General features: G+C 65.0%; 14 protein-coding genes. 5 read left to right on the plus strand and 9 right to left on the minus strand.

What is annotated here, in order from left to right:
• Positions 1 to 17: 17 nt before the first annotated feature.
• Positions 18 to 368, minus strand: a complete 351-nt coding sequence (locus PVZ72_RS01055; RefSeq protein ID WP_158890705.1) for an NADH:ubiquinone oxidoreductase — start codon at positions 366 to 368, stop codon at positions 18 to 20.
• 51 nt (positions 369 to 419) lie between these two features.
• Between PVZ72_RS01055 and PVZ72_RS01060 the strand changes: the two genes are divergently transcribed.
• Together PVZ72_RS01060 and PVZ72_RS01065 are read left to right on the plus strand one after the other, a co-directional pair.
• Positions 420 to 1,376, plus strand: a complete 957-nt coding sequence (locus tag PVZ72_RS01060) for a CobW-like GTP-binding protein (RefSeq protein ID WP_273860986.1) — start codon at positions 420 to 422, stop codon at positions 1,374 to 1,376.
• A 131-nt stretch (positions 1,377 to 1,507) separates the two neighbouring features.
• Positions 1,508 to 2,470: an energy transducer TonB gene (locus PVZ72_RS01065; protein WP_273860987.1), complete on the plus strand. Its 963-nt coding sequence runs from the start codon at positions 1,508 to 1,510 to the stop codon at positions 2,468 to 2,470.
• 139 nt (positions 2,471 to 2,609) lie between these two features.
• Here the strand turns inward: PVZ72_RS01065 and PVZ72_RS01070 are convergent, their stop codons facing one another.
• The 4 genes from PVZ72_RS01070 to PVZ72_RS01085 form a co-directional block, all read right to left on the minus strand.
• Positions 2,610 to 3,092 (minus strand): acyl-CoA thioesterase, encoded by a 483-nt coding sequence (locus PVZ72_RS01070; protein WP_133860207.1) that lies wholly within the window; start codon positions 3,090 to 3,092, stop codon positions 2,610 to 2,612.
• 59 nt (positions 3,093 to 3,151) lie between these two features.
• Positions 3,152 to 3,910, minus strand: a complete 759-nt coding sequence (locus PVZ72_RS01075) for an SDR family NAD(P)-dependent oxidoreductase (RefSeq protein WP_027598710.1) — start codon at positions 3,908 to 3,910, stop codon at positions 3,152 to 3,154.
• A gap of 68 nt (positions 3,911 to 3,978) precedes the next feature.
• On the minus strand, positions 3,979 to 4,380 hold the full coding sequence (locus PVZ72_RS01080) for an SMI1/KNR4 family protein (RefSeq protein ID WP_133860206.1): 402 nt from the start codon (positions 4,378 to 4,380) through the stop codon (positions 3,979 to 3,981).
• Between the two features lie 180 nt (positions 4,381 to 4,560).
• Positions 4,561 to 5,418 (minus strand): Tim44 domain-containing protein, encoded by an 858-nt coding sequence (locus tag PVZ72_RS01085; protein ID WP_187980745.1) that lies wholly within the window; start codon positions 5,416 to 5,418, stop codon positions 4,561 to 4,563.
• A 271-nt stretch (positions 5,419 to 5,689) separates the two neighbouring features.
• Here PVZ72_RS01085 and PVZ72_RS01090 point away from each other — a divergent pair, with 271 nt between their 5' ends.
• Positions 5,690 to 7,450, plus strand: a complete 1,761-nt coding sequence (locus PVZ72_RS01090) for a cation:proton antiporter (RefSeq protein WP_187980744.1) — start codon at positions 5,690 to 5,692, stop codon at positions 7,448 to 7,450.
• A gap of 180 nt (positions 7,451 to 7,630) precedes the next feature.
• On the opposite strand, the gene PVZ72_RS01095 is transcribed toward PVZ72_RS01090, so the two are convergent.
• The 3 genes from PVZ72_RS01095 to PVZ72_RS01105 form a co-directional block, all read right to left on the minus strand.
• Entirely contained in the window at positions 7,631 to 8,059 is a 429-nt protein-coding gene (locus PVZ72_RS01095) for an EamA family transporter (RefSeq protein ID WP_273860988.1), read from the minus strand.
• A gap of 2 nt (positions 8,060 to 8,061) precedes the next feature.
• The gene (uvrD, locus tag PVZ72_RS01100) at positions 8,062 to 10,230 is read right to left on the minus strand and encodes a DNA helicase II (protein WP_273860989.1); all 2,169 of its coding nucleotides are present in this window, start codon (positions 10,228 to 10,230) and stop codon (positions 8,062 to 8,064) included.
• 133 nt (positions 10,231 to 10,363) lie between these two features.
• Complete coding sequence (locus PVZ72_RS01105) at positions 10,364 to 10,882, minus strand: Hcp family type VI secretion system effector (RefSeq protein WP_017639168.1); 519 nt, start codon at positions 10,880 to 10,882, stop codon at positions 10,364 to 10,366.
• 340 nt (positions 10,883 to 11,222) lie between these two features.
• Between PVZ72_RS01105 and hexR the strand changes: the two genes are divergently transcribed.
• Together hexR and PVZ72_RS01115 are read left to right on the plus strand one after the other, a co-directional pair.
• Positions 11,223 to 12,092 carry a transcriptional regulator HexR gene (gene hexR / locus PVZ72_RS01110; RefSeq protein WP_017639169.1) on the plus strand — a complete coding sequence of 290 codons (870 nt, stop codon included), beginning with the start codon at positions 11,223 to 11,225 and terminating at the stop codon, positions 12,090 to 12,092.
• 74 nt (positions 12,093 to 12,166) lie between these two features.
• Positions 12,167 to 12,388 carry a PA3496 family putative envelope integrity protein gene (locus PVZ72_RS01115; RefSeq protein WP_081594569.1) on the plus strand — a complete coding sequence of 74 codons (222 nt, stop codon included), beginning with the start codon at positions 12,167 to 12,169 and terminating at the stop codon, positions 12,386 to 12,388.
• On the opposite strand, the gene PVZ72_RS01120 is transcribed toward PVZ72_RS01115, so the two are convergent.
• On the minus strand, positions 12,318 to 13,292 hold the full coding sequence (locus PVZ72_RS01120; protein ID WP_273861104.1) for a LysR family transcriptional regulator: 975 nt from the start codon (positions 13,290 to 13,292) through the stop codon (positions 12,318 to 12,320). The genes PVZ72_RS01115 and PVZ72_RS01120 overlap by 71 nt on opposite strands.
• Positions 13,293 to 13,412: the final 120 nt, after the last annotated feature.

Below are 13,412 nucleotides of genomic sequence, written 5' to 3' on the forward strand. Positions count from 1 at the left end.
CGGTTCCACGTGGAACCTCAGGGTACGCGCCAGCTGCCCTGATTCTGCTGACTGCAGGCGACGGCCAGGAAGCGGCCGTCGCCGGGCTCACCGTAATAGTGGATGTCCTGCCGATAGGGCACACCCGGGCTGCGCGCACCCTGGCAGATCCCGATCTCGCCCACCGGGCAGCGGTCGACGAAGCGCACCTCGGTCTGCTGACCCTTGAGCTGCGGCTGGCAGAAGCCGTCACGAAACAGCTGGGCGGGGATATCGATGTTGCTCTGGCAGATCTGCACGTCCACACTGGCCTGACGACTGCGGATCACGCAGGCATCGGCGAGTGCCAGTGACGGCAACAGCAGTAGCGGGATCAGCGATCGCCACATTCCAGCCCCTCTCCTCGATCAAATCGCCACTCTAGCATTCGACCTCCCGCCATGCGCCTCGCCGATATCAAGACCCATGTGATCGCCGGTCCTCTGGGGGCCGGCAAGACCACCCTGATCCGCCAGCTGTTCGCCCAGCGTCCCGCCCATGAACGGTGGGCGATCCTGGTCAATGAATTCGGCCAGGTCGGACTCGATGCGGCGCTGATGACCCCGGACGACGAGGGCCTGAGTATCGCCGAGGTCCCGGGTGGTTGCCTGTGCTGCGTCCAGGGCGTGCCCCTGCAGGTGGCCCTCACACGGCTGTTGCGACGCGCTCGGCCGCAGCGGCTGTTCATCGAGCCCTCCGGTCTCGGCCATCCCGCCAGCCTCTATCGGCAACTCCAGGCCTCGCCCTGGACCGGGGTGCTGAGCCTGCAACCCCTGATCTGGGTAGTGGATGCCCGGCAGGTGCTGCAAGGCCAGCCTCTGCCGGAGGCCCAGCAACAGGCGCTGGAGCAGGCCGGTCTGTTCGTGCTCAACAAGAGCGCCGGTCTGGACCGGACACTCCTGCCTGCGCAACTGGGCGACACGCCGCTGTACTGGACCGAGGGCGGGCGGATCCCCCTGGCCGAACTGCCCCTGGCAAGTGTCGAGCCATCGGCTGGCGGCGAGCTGCCCGAGCCTGGCGCCGTCATCAGCCCGCAGGCACTGCTGCTGCCGGGGCGTCCGCTGCGCTTCAGCCATATCCAGGAGGGACACCTGGCCGTCGGTTGGCGCTGGCATTCCAGTCACAGCTTCGATGGGCCGGCGCTGCTGACCCTGCTGGGTGGTCTTCCTGGCCTGCTCAGATTGAAGGCGGTCCTGCAACTGGCGGACGGCTGGCAGGCCTACAATGGTCTCGCCGGAGAAGGGCGCTGGGAACCGACGCCATGGCGGCGTGACAACCGGCTGGAGCTGATCCTGAAGGAGAGGCCGGATCTAGAGGCTCTCGAAAAGGCGCTGCGCGGGACCATTCGCGACATTTGAGGTTGCCAAATTTCTTCAGTTAATGATAATGATTATTAAATTTACTTCCTCTGCGTATTGCTCCCATGGCTCCGACGTCGCTTGCCAAGCCTGACCCCCTCGTAATCGCTGCACGTTCCGACGGCGATGAGGTGGAATCCGTCCAGGGACCCTTCAGGGCCGCCCTGACCGGCGACGTGGAGCCGGTGGCAGGGGTCAATGCCGAGCGAAGCGAGCCTTCGGCCACCATCCTGTCGTTCCGCATGCCCGAGCGTAACGAAGAGATCCTGACACCGGTACTGACCCCGGTCGGTGCGGCCGAGCCGGGCGAGCAGCCACCGCGTGGCCGCGGCTGGGGCGCCGCCTCGGCGCTGTCGCTGATCATGCATGCCAGCATGGCAGCGGCGCTGTTCATGGTGGTCCAGGCGCCGCCGGAGTTGAAGATCGCCAAGGGTGACGAACCCATGCAGGTCAGCTTCATCCAGTTGCCCAAACCGGTTCCTGAACCCCCGGCGCCGACCCCGGCACCGCCCGCGCCGCCGCCGCCACAACCCGAACCGCCGCCCCCGGAGCCTCCCAAGCCCGTGGAACCACCGAAGCCGGTGGAGCCGCCCAAGCCAGTGGTGGAAAAGCCCAAACCCAAGCCGAAGCCCAAGCCGGTCGAACACAGCCAGCAGAAGCCGCTGCCGAAAAAGGTCGAGCCTGCTCCGGAGCCCGTCGCCCAGGCCGCGCCGTCACCGGCACCCGCGCCTGCGGCCACCGCTGCACCCAGTCAGCCGGCGCCGGCCGCGGCGCCGTCCGGCCCGCCAAAGACCGCGGGTCTGCCTACCGGCAGCATCGACGACGCCGATATCCGGCCGGTCAAGATGACACCGCCGGAATACCCGGAAATGCTCCGTCGTCGCGGTGTGGGTGGCGAGGTGCGGGTGATGTTCACCGTGACCGCTGACGGTCGACTGGCCGACATCCAGGTGCTGGAAGCCTCCAACAAGCAACTGGAGCGCGCCGTGCTGGAGGTGCTGGGCGAGTGGCGCTTCGCCCCGCGGGTCTCCGGTGGTCAGATCGTGCCGCGCAAGGCGACCAAGACCTTCAACTTCAAGATCCAGCGCCGCTAGGTCGTCAGATCGCGCAGTCCCTGTTCGCTGGACCGCTCCAGGTCTGGATAACGGGACGCGCCATGGTCGAGCATTGCCCGAGCCCGAGCCCGAGCCCGAGCCCGATGCCGTCGAACGACGGCGATCTAACCGGCAAAACTCAAAAGGTTTCCTTGAGCGCCTGATAGCGCTCTTGAAGTTCCCGGCGGATCTGCCGGCGCTGCTGGGCCTGCACACAGCGTCGCTTCTCGTCCGTCGTCGCCGGTTCGAGTTGGGGAACCGGGCAGGATTTGCCGTCTTCGTCCACGGCGACCATGGTGAAGAAACAGCTGTTGGTATGGCGTACCGAGCGTTGCTGGATGTTCTCGGTGATGACCTTGATGCCGATCTCCATGGAGGTGGTCCCGGTGTAGTTCACCGAGGCGAGAAAGGTCACCAACTCGCCGACATGGATAGGTTCGCGAAAGATCACCTGGTCCACCGATAGCGTGACCACGTAGCGCCCGGCATAGCGGCTGGCGCAGGCATAGGCCACTTCGTCGAGATACTTGAGAAGCGCGCCCCCGTGGACCTTGCCGGAAAAGTTGGCCAGGTCCGGGGTCATCAGGATGGTCATGCTCAACTGGTGGTTGCCGGCTTCCATGGGCGAATCCTCGAGGGGAAATCCTGTAGACGGCGCAGCGGCGCCGTCTGTCACAGCCATCAACGGCCGGCGGAGAGACCGAAGTCGATGGGCAGGTCGGCGCCGGAAATGGCTGCCGCCTGGGGCTGACAGAGGAAATAGACGAACTCGGCCACCTCTTCCGGCTGGATGAAACGCGCGGTTTCGCCCTGCGGATAGCGATTGAGCAGGTTGCGACGATAGCCTGCCGGATCGCCGCTGCCGTAGTGGGCAGCCTGGAAGTCCAGCATGGGGGTGTCGATGTCACCTGGCGAGACGGCGTTGACCCGCACGCCATCGCGCGCCAGCTCCACCGCCAAATTCTGGCTGAAGAAGCGCACCGCCGCCTTGGCGGCACCATAGGCCGCCGCACCGGCGATGGGCTGACGCCCGGCGCCGCTGGCGACATTGATGATGACGCCGCGATTTTCCTTGAGGAAGGGGATGGCCGCCGAGCACATGAAGAAGGTGGCCTTGAGATTGACCGCCATCACCAGGTCGTAGTCGTCCTCGGTAAAGGTCTCCACCTCGCCTTCGCGCCAGATGCCCGCGGCATTGATCAGGGCATCCAGGCGCCCGGTACGGGCCATGACCTTGCTGACCAGGGAGCGGCAGCCCTCGGCGCTGGAGATATCGGCGGTCACGCTGGAATCCAGGCCGACGATGCCGTTCAGCCCATGCAGGCCCTCGGCATCGCGGTCGGCGGCGGCAACGCGCCAGCGACTCTGGGCGAAGCGTTGCGCCAGGGCGCGGCCGAGGCCGCCCGCAGCGCCGGTGATCAGGACGACGGGAGTGCTCATGACGCTTCCTCCGGAGTGATGGCCTTATCCAGACCCGTGTCGGGCGGGGTCGTTCAGTACCGGCCCGGTCAGCCTTCCAGCCAGACGTCGCGCGCCCAGATCCACACCGAATCCCAGGATTCGTCGGTCAGGTCGCCGTCTTCCCACAACAGTACCTCGCCTTCCTGGCTGACGCAGTAGTAGCCGTCGTCGCTGGCGCAGAGGGGAATGTACTCCCGTGGCAGGCCTTCGTCCCAGGCAGTGGCGGCCACTTCCGGCAGATAGGTGTGGGACTGCGGATCGGTGACGGTCACCGGCTCGATACGGCCATAGACCACGTCGCTGACGGTCAGCAGGAATTCACGGAATTCCGGCGGCAGACTGATGAGCAGTTCTTCCTCGATCTCGACCAGTAGGTCTTCGTCGGGCAGCTCCAGGGGTACGGGAACGGGTTCGTTTTCTTCACGCAGGCGTTCGATGACGTCTTCCATAGCAGGCCTCTCTCGAAATGCGCACCGGATAAAGGGAAAAGAGGCGCGCAAGGTTAGCAGTTCAGTCCGGGATAACGGCAGCTTCCGTGCGGACTTGATAGCGGTTTCGAGAGATGTTCGGCAGGCGGCGCCCATGAAAAAGCCCGGCGTAGAGCCGGGCTTTTCGGTAAAGCGCCGTTATCAGGCGTTCTGGCGGATACCGGCCAGCAGCCAGGGCTGGTTCTCGCCGGCCATGCGCTCCATGCGCCAGCTTTCGCTGAACGGCTGGCCCTGGTCGAAGCGCGATTCCTTGGATACACCGTTGAAGGTGATGGTGGCGATGGTCTTGCCTTGCAGATCCTCGACACCGTCCAGGGTAGCGTTCAGGTTCTCGATGTAGGTGGACTGGAAGCCTTCACCCAGCGCAGCGCGCTCGTCACGCAGCCACTGCAGCATCTGCGGGGTGACGAACTCGGAGATCTTGTCCATCTCGTTGGCGTCCCAGTGCTGCTGCAGGCTCATGAAGTGATCACGACCGGCCGCCACGAAGCGCTCGGCATTGAACCAGCTCGGTGCGTTGATCACCGGCGCGGCACCGGCAGCGGCACCCCCGAACATACCGCCATTGCTGGGCTGGTTGGGCATCTCGCGCTGCATGGGCGCATGACCGGCCACGGCGGGCTGCGGACCGGCCTGCTGCTTGCGACGGGCGATCAGGCGGAAGATCACGAAGGCGATGAGGGCCAGGATCAGGAAGTCGAAGAACTGGAAGCCTTCGAAACCGTCACCCATGAACATGGAGGCCAGCAGACCACCGGCGGCGATACCGGCCAGCGGGCCGAGCCAGCGCGAGGCGCCACTGGGACGGGCAGCGGCGGCGGCGCCAGCACCGGCGGCAGGAGCGGCCATGCCCGGCTGCTGGGTCGGCGCGGCCTGGCGGGTCTGGTGGATGGGCGCGGCGCCAGCGGACTTGCCGGCGCCCATGCGTTTGGCATTGGCATCCAGGCTGAGCGTGAGGCCCAGGCACAGGATCATGAAGATGCTCATCAGGCGTTGCATGTGGTGTTCTCTCTGTGAAGAGTCTGGTGTTGGATACATCTTGCGCTGCCCGGTCAAGTACAGCCAGCGTGAATTGTTTCGGTATTTTGCCCTGTCGGCGTTCCCTGGAAGCAGGCCGCCAAGTGCCTGCGACCGTTGAAAATTTCCAAGCACATCAATCTATTACAGATTTTTGCAGAATCCGTCACAAGAGTTTGCAGATGCTAGTCTTGGTCTCCAGTCAGCGCAGGTGTCGGGAGAGTGCCCGGCCCGTCAGAGGAGGGCCCGGCCGATGCATGCTCTAGCTTTTATCCAGGACATGGCCGTCATCATGCTGGTGGCCGGCGTGGTGACCATCCTCTTCCATCGCCTCAAGCAGCCCGTGGTCCTGGGCTATATCCTCGCCGGCTTCATCATCGGACCCCACACCCCGCCATTCGGTCTGATCCACGACGAAGAAAGCATCAAGACCCTCGCCGAGGTTGGGGTCATCTTCCTGATGTTCAGCCTCGGTCTGGAATTCTCGCTGCGCAAGCTGTTCCGGGTGGGCGCCACGGCCTTCATCGCCGCCTTCCTCGAGATCAGCCTGATGCTCTGGCTGGGTTACCAGGTGGGGCAGATGTTCGGCTGGTCGCACATGGATTCGCTGTTCCTCGGCGCCATCCTGGCCATCTCCTCGACCACCATCATCGTCAAGGCGCTCAACGAGCTGAAGATGAAGCACGAGCGCTTCGCCCAGCAGATCTTTGGCGTGCTGATCGTCGAGGACATCCTCGGCATCGGCATCATCGCCCTGCTGTCGGGGCTGGCGGTGAGCGGCTCGGTGGAGCCGGGTGCGGTGGCCTCGACCCTGGGCAAGCTGAGTCTGTTCATGATCGTGGCCCTGGTCATCGGCATCCTGCTGGTGCCGCGCCTGCTGGCCTACGTGGCCACCTTCGAAAGCAACGAGATGCTGCTGATCACGGTGCTGGGACTCTGCTTCGGCTTCTGCCTGCTGGTGGCCAAGCTGGAGTACAGCGTGGTGCTGGGTGCCTTCCTGATCGGCGCCATCATGGCCGAGTCGCGCCAGCTGCTGCAGATCGAAAAGCTGGTGGAGCCGCTGCGCGACATGTTCAGCGCCATCTTCTTCGTCGCCATCGGCCTGCTGCTCGATCCCAAGGTGCTGGTGGAATACGCCTGGCCGATCACCGTGATCAGCGTCGCCGTGGTCCTGGGCAAGATCCTCGCCTGCAGCCTGGGGACCCTGATCGCCGGCAACGACGGCCGGACTTCGCTGCGGGTCGGCATGGGTCTGGCGCAGATCGGCGAGTTCTCCTTCATCATCGCCACCCTGGGGATCACCCTGGGCGTCACCAGTCATTTCCTCTATCCGGTGGCGGTGGCCGTGTCGGCGGTCACCACGCTGCTCACCCCCTATCTGATCAGGGCCGCCGATCCGCTGGCGCTGTGGATCGGCCGCTGGCTGCCGCAGCCCCTGCAGCGGGTGCTGGGCATCTATGGCGAATGGCTGCGCAGCATCCAGCCCCAGGGCGAGAAGGCGGTCCTGGCCGGCATGATGAGGCGCATCCTGCTGCAGGTCGGCATCAACCTGTCGCTGGTCATCGCCGTCTTCCTCGGCGGGGCCTATTTCGCCGGCGGCCTGGCGAGCTGGCTCAGTACCTGGATCGCCGATCCCGATCTGCAGAAGGCCTGCATCTGGGGTGGCGCGCTGCTGCTGTCGCTGCCCTGCCTGATCGCCGCCTATCGCAAGCTCAAGGCCCTGGCCATGCTGATGGCCGAACTCAGCGTCAGGCAGAACCAGGCCGGGCGCTATACGCAGCCGGTGCGGCGACTGGTCAGCGAGTTGATCCCGCTGCTGTCGCTGGCCGGCATCCTGGTGCTGCTGGCGGCCCTGAGCAGCAGCATCCTGCCGCGCGGCGAGCTGTTGCTGCTGATCGGCCTGGTCGCGGTGGTGGTGATCGCGGTGCTGTGGCGCTGGTTCATCCGCGTCCATTCGCGGCTGCAGATCGCCTTCATCGAGACCCTGGAACAGGACAAGGGCGGACAGCATTAGGCCGCTTTTGCGCAATCCTGCCATTGCCGGCTGGGGATCGACGCGGCAGAATCGCTCTAAGTCGCCCGTTTGAATGAACGGGGCGATGGCAAGGGAATGCGCAATGCAGGAAATCGGCTTGGCCGCTTTCTGCCGTCCGGCAATCTCCCACCGGCGGTCAGGCCCTTTTCCTGCGCCCCTTCAAGGTCGCCAGGCGAGCAGCAGCACGCCCCCGCCGATGGCGGCGATGCCGCACCACTGGCGCAGGTCCAGGCGCTCACCCAGCAGCGCCACGCCAAAGATCGCCACCAGCACCACGCTCAGCTTGTCCACTGGCGCCACCAGCGACGCCGGGCCCAGCTTGAGCGCCCGGTAGTAGCACAGCCAGGACAGGCCGGTGGCCACGCCCGAGAGCAGCAGGAACAGATAGCTGCGCCCGGCGATGCCGGCCAGGGGTTGCGCCTGCCCGGTGGCCAGGACGATGGCCGCCAGGACAACCACGACCACCAGGGTGCGCAGCAGGGTGGCAAAATCGGCGTTGACGTGTTCCACGCCCAGCTTGCCGAAGATGGCCGTGAGGGCGGCGAAGGCCGCTGCCAGGAGCGCCCAGAACAGCCAGGAGGCGGTCATCGCTAGAGGGGTTCGAGCTTGGCGTAGCTCACCATCAGCCACTTGCTGCCTTCGGACTTGAAGTTGACCTGCACCCGGGCATGGGCGCCGGAGCCCTCGTAGTTGAGGATGACGCCTTCGCCAAACAGGGCATGACGCACCGGCTGACCGAGGCTGAAGGTGGTTTCCGGCACCGGCGCCTGGGCGAAGAGGTTGGGACGACTACCGGCGAAGGGCTGCTTGACCGCATTGGACAGGCGCACCTCCTGGATCAGGCCGTCCGGTACCTCGCGGACAAAGCGCGACACCTTGTTGTAGGTCTCGCTGCCGTAGAGACGGCGGGTCTCCGCATAGCTCATCACCAGGCGGCGCATGGCGCGGGTGATACCCACATAGGCCAGGCGACGTTCCTCTTCCAGACGGCCGGGTTCCTCCAGGCTCATCTTGTGCGGAAACAGCCCTTCCTCCATGCCGGCGAGGAACACCAGGGGGAATTCCAGGCCCTTGGCGCTGTGCAGGGTCATCAGCTGGACGCTGTCTTCGTGGCTGTCGGCCTGGGTGTCCCCGGATTCCAGGGCCGCGTGGTCGAGGAAAGCCGCCAGGGGCGTCATCTCCTCGTCACCGCTGAAATCGAAGGAACGCGCGGCGCTGACCAGTTCTTCCAGGTTTTCCACCCGTGCCTGGCCTTTCTCGCCCTTTTCTTCCTTGTGGAAGGTGACCAGGCCGGTCTGCTCGATGATCTGCTGCACCAGGTTGTGCAGGGACAGGTCCTCGGCCTTGAGGGCCAGGGTATCGACCAGCTCGACGAAGACGTTGAGCGCCGAGGCGGCGCGACCCGACACCGCGCGGGCGCCGACCAGGTCGTGCAGCGCCTGCCACAGTGAGGTGTTCTGCGCCCGGGCCGCGCTGCGCAGCGCCTCCACGGTCTTCTCGCCGATGCCCCGCGGCGGCACGTTGATCACCCGCTCCAGAGCCGCGTCGTCATGGCGATGCTGGATCAGCCGCAGGTAGGCCATGGCGTTCTTGATCTCGGCGCGCTCGAAGAATCTCAGACCGCCATAGATGCGATAGGGGATCTTCTCGCGCAGCAGCGCCTCTTCCAGCACCCGCGACTGGGCGTTGGAGCGGTAGAGGATCGCCATCTCGCTGCGCCGGCTGCCCTTCTTGAACTCGCTCTCGATGGTTTCGACGATGTAGCGGGCTTCGTCGTGCTCGTTGAAGCTGGCATAGAGGGTGATGGCCTCGCCTTCGCCGGTATCGGTCCACAGCTCCTTGCCGAGACGGCCGAAGTTGTGGGCGATCAGGCCGTTGGCGGCCTTGAGAATGGTATCGGTGGAACGGTAGTTCTGCTCCAGGCGGATGATCTCGGCCGAGAAGTCCTCGTTGAACTGCTGGATGTTCTCGATCTTGGCGCCGCGCCAGCCATAGATGGACTGGTCGTCGTCGCCCACCACCATGAGGCTGGCGCCGTTCTGGGCGAGGTGCTTGAGCCAGGCGTACTGGACGGCGTTGGTGTCCTGGAATTCGTCGACTAGGAGATGCTGGAAACGCCGCTGGTAGTGTTCCAGCAGGCTGGGATTGTTGCGCCACAGATCCAGTGCGCGCAGCAGCAGCTCGGAGAAGTCGATCACTCCAGCACGGGCGCAGGCCGCCTCGTAGGCTTCGTAGATGCTGCGCATGGTGCTGAGGAAGAGATCGCCGGCGGCCTGGATATGCTGCGGCCGCAGGCCTTCGTCCTTCTGGCCGTTGATGAACCACTGCGCCTGGCGTGCCGGCCAGCGCTGCTCGTCGAGGCCCAGCTCGCGGATCACCCGCTTGACGATGCGCTGCTGGTCGTCGCTGTCGAGGATCTGGAAATTCTGCGACAGCCCCGCTTCCTGCCAGTGGGCCCGCAGCAGACGGTGCGCGAGGCCGTGGAAGGTGCCGACCCACATGCCCTGGGGACTCATGCCGAGCAATTGCTCGATGCGGTGGCGCATCTCGGCGGCGGCCTTGTTGGTGAAGGTCACCGAAAGGATGGAGTGCGGCGAGGCGCGCTCGACCTGGATCAGCCAGGCGATGCGGTGCACCAGCACCCGGGTCTTGCCCGAGCCGGCACCGGCCAGGACCAGTTGGCGACCCAGGGGCGCGGCCACGGCCTGACGCTGGGCATCGTTGAGGGAATTGAGCAGCAGGGAGATGTCGTCATTCATCGCCGCATTCTACCGATGCGGTAGAAGGAGCGCCAAACCGGACGGATGGGAGGCGAGGCGGGTGGCGCGGGGCAGCCGAACCCCCGGCCAGCAGGGCTGGCCGGGGATAAGGGGAAGGCTTGGGAGCGGCGCGTCAGGCGGCGATCGGCGAGCGCCAGTCATCGGAACCGGAGGTGCCGGAGACCTCGTGGGTCCAGACGATCTTGCGGTAGGTGAAGTAGACGTCTTCCAGGTGGGTGAAGTGCGCCATGCTCGGGTCCTGGCAGTTGGGCATGCGCGACTGGACATCGACGATGATGGCGTCCTCCAGCTCGATGGTGAAGTAGTGCTCCTGGGTGCCGGTGGCCGAGGTGCGGTACCACTCCAGGCGGCACTTGCCGAGGCGTTCGCCGGAGGTGAGGGCGTTGAAGATCAGCGGCGAGGCCTTGTCGAAGACCTTGGTGATCATCAGCGGCTTGTGCACGCGCTGGCCGGTGGGCTGACCCGACTGGGGATCGCGGGGAATGATCACCTGGTGATTGAAGGCCTGGACCAGGATCTGGTCTTCGTGGCCTTCCTGGAAGATGTTGCCGACCGAGTCTTCGGTAAAGGTGCCGGCGGTGATCAGGCCTTGCTTGGTGCCTTCGAGGGACAGATACGCGGGGGTTGGCATGGTGCTCTCCTTGCCTGGTGATAGGGCTTCATGGCCCGGGTACCAGGTCTTAACAAGGGCCGTGCCATAACCGAAAAGTCCTTTCTGATCAGTGACTTGTAAAAGGACTACAAGACATGGGCCGGACTACTGTGCGCCACTGCTCGGGAATCTGCGCAAGGCCTTGCGCAGAGCGGTTCGAAAGCTGCTAGGGCTCAGGTAGTTGCCTGTCCGGGCGACTACCTGGTGCTGGCGGGAGGGCGAAAAAGACCCTGCTGAATCGTAATGACCAAGAGCCTTGGCGACCGTTATGTAGTATAAGTGCGACGCACTACATCCGCCCGCTAGACGAGATACGCCTGTGAACCTCATGCAACACATTGCTCAATCCCGCCACCTGCTGCGCAAGTCGGAGCTCAAGGTCGCCGAGCAGGTCATGGTGGATCCGGCTGCCGTCATGCACAGCTCCATGGCCGATCTCGCCCACAACGTTGGCGTGAGCGAGCCCACCATCGTGCGTTTCTGCCGGGCCATCGGTTGCGATGGCTTCCAGGATCTCAAGCTGCGCCTGGCGCAGAGCCTGGCGGCGGGGGCCAGTTTCGGCCAGTTCGCCATCCACGAGAACGACGCGGTGGAAGACTTCAGCCTGAAGATCTTCGACACCACCCTGCACACCCTCATGGACGTGCGCGAGCGCCTGGACATGCGGGCGCTGGAAACGGCCATCGAGGCGATCGCCAAGGCCCAGCGGGTGATGTTCTACGGCTTCGGCGCCTCGGGTTCGGTGGCCAACGACGCCCAGCACAAGTTCTTTCGCCTGCAGCTCAGCGCCACCGCCTATTCCGATCCGCACATGCAGGCCATGTCGGCGGCGACCCTGACGCCGTCCGACGCCGCCATCTGCATCTCCCAGTCGGGGCGTTCCAAGGACCTGCTGATCACCGCCAATCTGGTGCGCGACAACGGCGCCGCGCTGATCACCATCTGCCCGGGACAGACGCCGCTGGCCGACCTGTCCACGGTCAACATCGCCATCGACGTGCATGAAGACACCGACATCTATGTGCCCCTGACTTCGCGCATCGCCCACCTGGTGGTGATCGATGTGCTGGCCATGGGCGTGGCCATGTCCCGTGGTCCGGCGCTGGTCGAGCATCTCAAGAGCGTGAAGCGCAGCCTGCGCAGTCTGCGGCTGTCGTCGAAGTCGACCAAGCACAGCGACACCCAATAGTCGTCTCGCTGTCGCCAAACCGTCACCTGATGGGGTGAAGCTGCCCATTCCGATCCCAGCCCGGAGGAATTGGCATGACCGCTCTCATCCAGCAATCCAGCGTTCGTCTCGACAGCAAGACTCGCAGAAAGCTACAGGATCAACGGCGGATGAAATTCCGCCGTGCCATCGAGGCCCGAGCCGAAGAACAGCGGCTTGCCGTGGAACTCGATGAACTGCTGTTTCTCAATCAGCTGCTGGACGAACGCCAGGCCCAGCGCCGGCAGCAGGCTCCAGGGCAATACCTAACGCATTGATCAGGCTGCGCTGGCCGCGCAGATAGTCGACGAAGGCCTGGGCCACTGGCGACAGCGGCTTGCCGCGTACCTGGACCACGCACCAGGACCGGCGCAACGGCAGCTCGGCGACGTCCAGCTCGACCAGGCTGCCGGCGGCGAGATCGCTGCGAATGGCCTGGCGCGGCAGCAGCGCCAGCCCGAGTCCGGCGCGGACCGCCTCGCGTTGCGCTTCGAAGGCACCGATCTCCAGCTGTTCGGCGAAGTGCGCGCGCTTCTGCTTGAGATAGTCCTCGCAGGCCTGGCGCGTGCCGGAGCCGATCTCGCGCACCAGCAGCGGATAGGCCGTCAGGTCGCGCAGGCTGAGGCCGTTGCGTTCGGCCAGGGCATGGCCGGGACGCGCCACGGCGACGATGGCATTGTCCAGCAGTGGCAGGAAATCCAGGTCCGCGTTGCTCGGCACCCCGGACATCAGTGCCACGTCTTCGCGATTCTCCGTCAATCGACGCAACACCCGGGCATGGTTGCCCACGGTCAGCGCCAGGTCGACCTGGGGATGGCTGCTGCGGAACTGGCTGAACAGGTGCGGCGCCAGGTACTGGGCACTGCTTTCCACTCCCAGGCGCAGCTGGCCGTGCAGGGCGCCGCGCAGATTCGACAGCTGCATGTCCAGGCTGCCCAGCCGGGCGAAGAGATCGCGACCGGTCTGGCGCAGGGCCTCGCCCGCCTCGGTGAGGTAGAGGGTGCGATTGAGGTAGTTGAACAGCGGTGCGCCCACCACCTCTTCGAGCTGACGCACCTGCAGGCTCACCGCCGGCTGGGTCAGCGCCATGATGTCGGCCGCCCGGCTGTAGGAGCGAGCCTCGCAGACGGCCTCGAACACCTGCAACTGGCGAAAGGTGAGTCGCATCAATGGCTTGCGCATAGGCATCGGCGAGATCCATAAGGAATGACTTATGGAGTATCCAACAATTATTTATTTTCCATAAGAGAAGCCCTGGCGTAGCTTCAGGTCACCGGCAATAACAAGCGGCTGCACGCTGCA

The organism is Pseudomonas sp. LA5, assembly GCF_028640825.1.
GTDB classification, from domain to species: domain Bacteria; phylum Pseudomonadota; class Gammaproteobacteria; order Pseudomonadales; family Pseudomonadaceae; genus Chryseomonas; species Chryseomonas aestiva.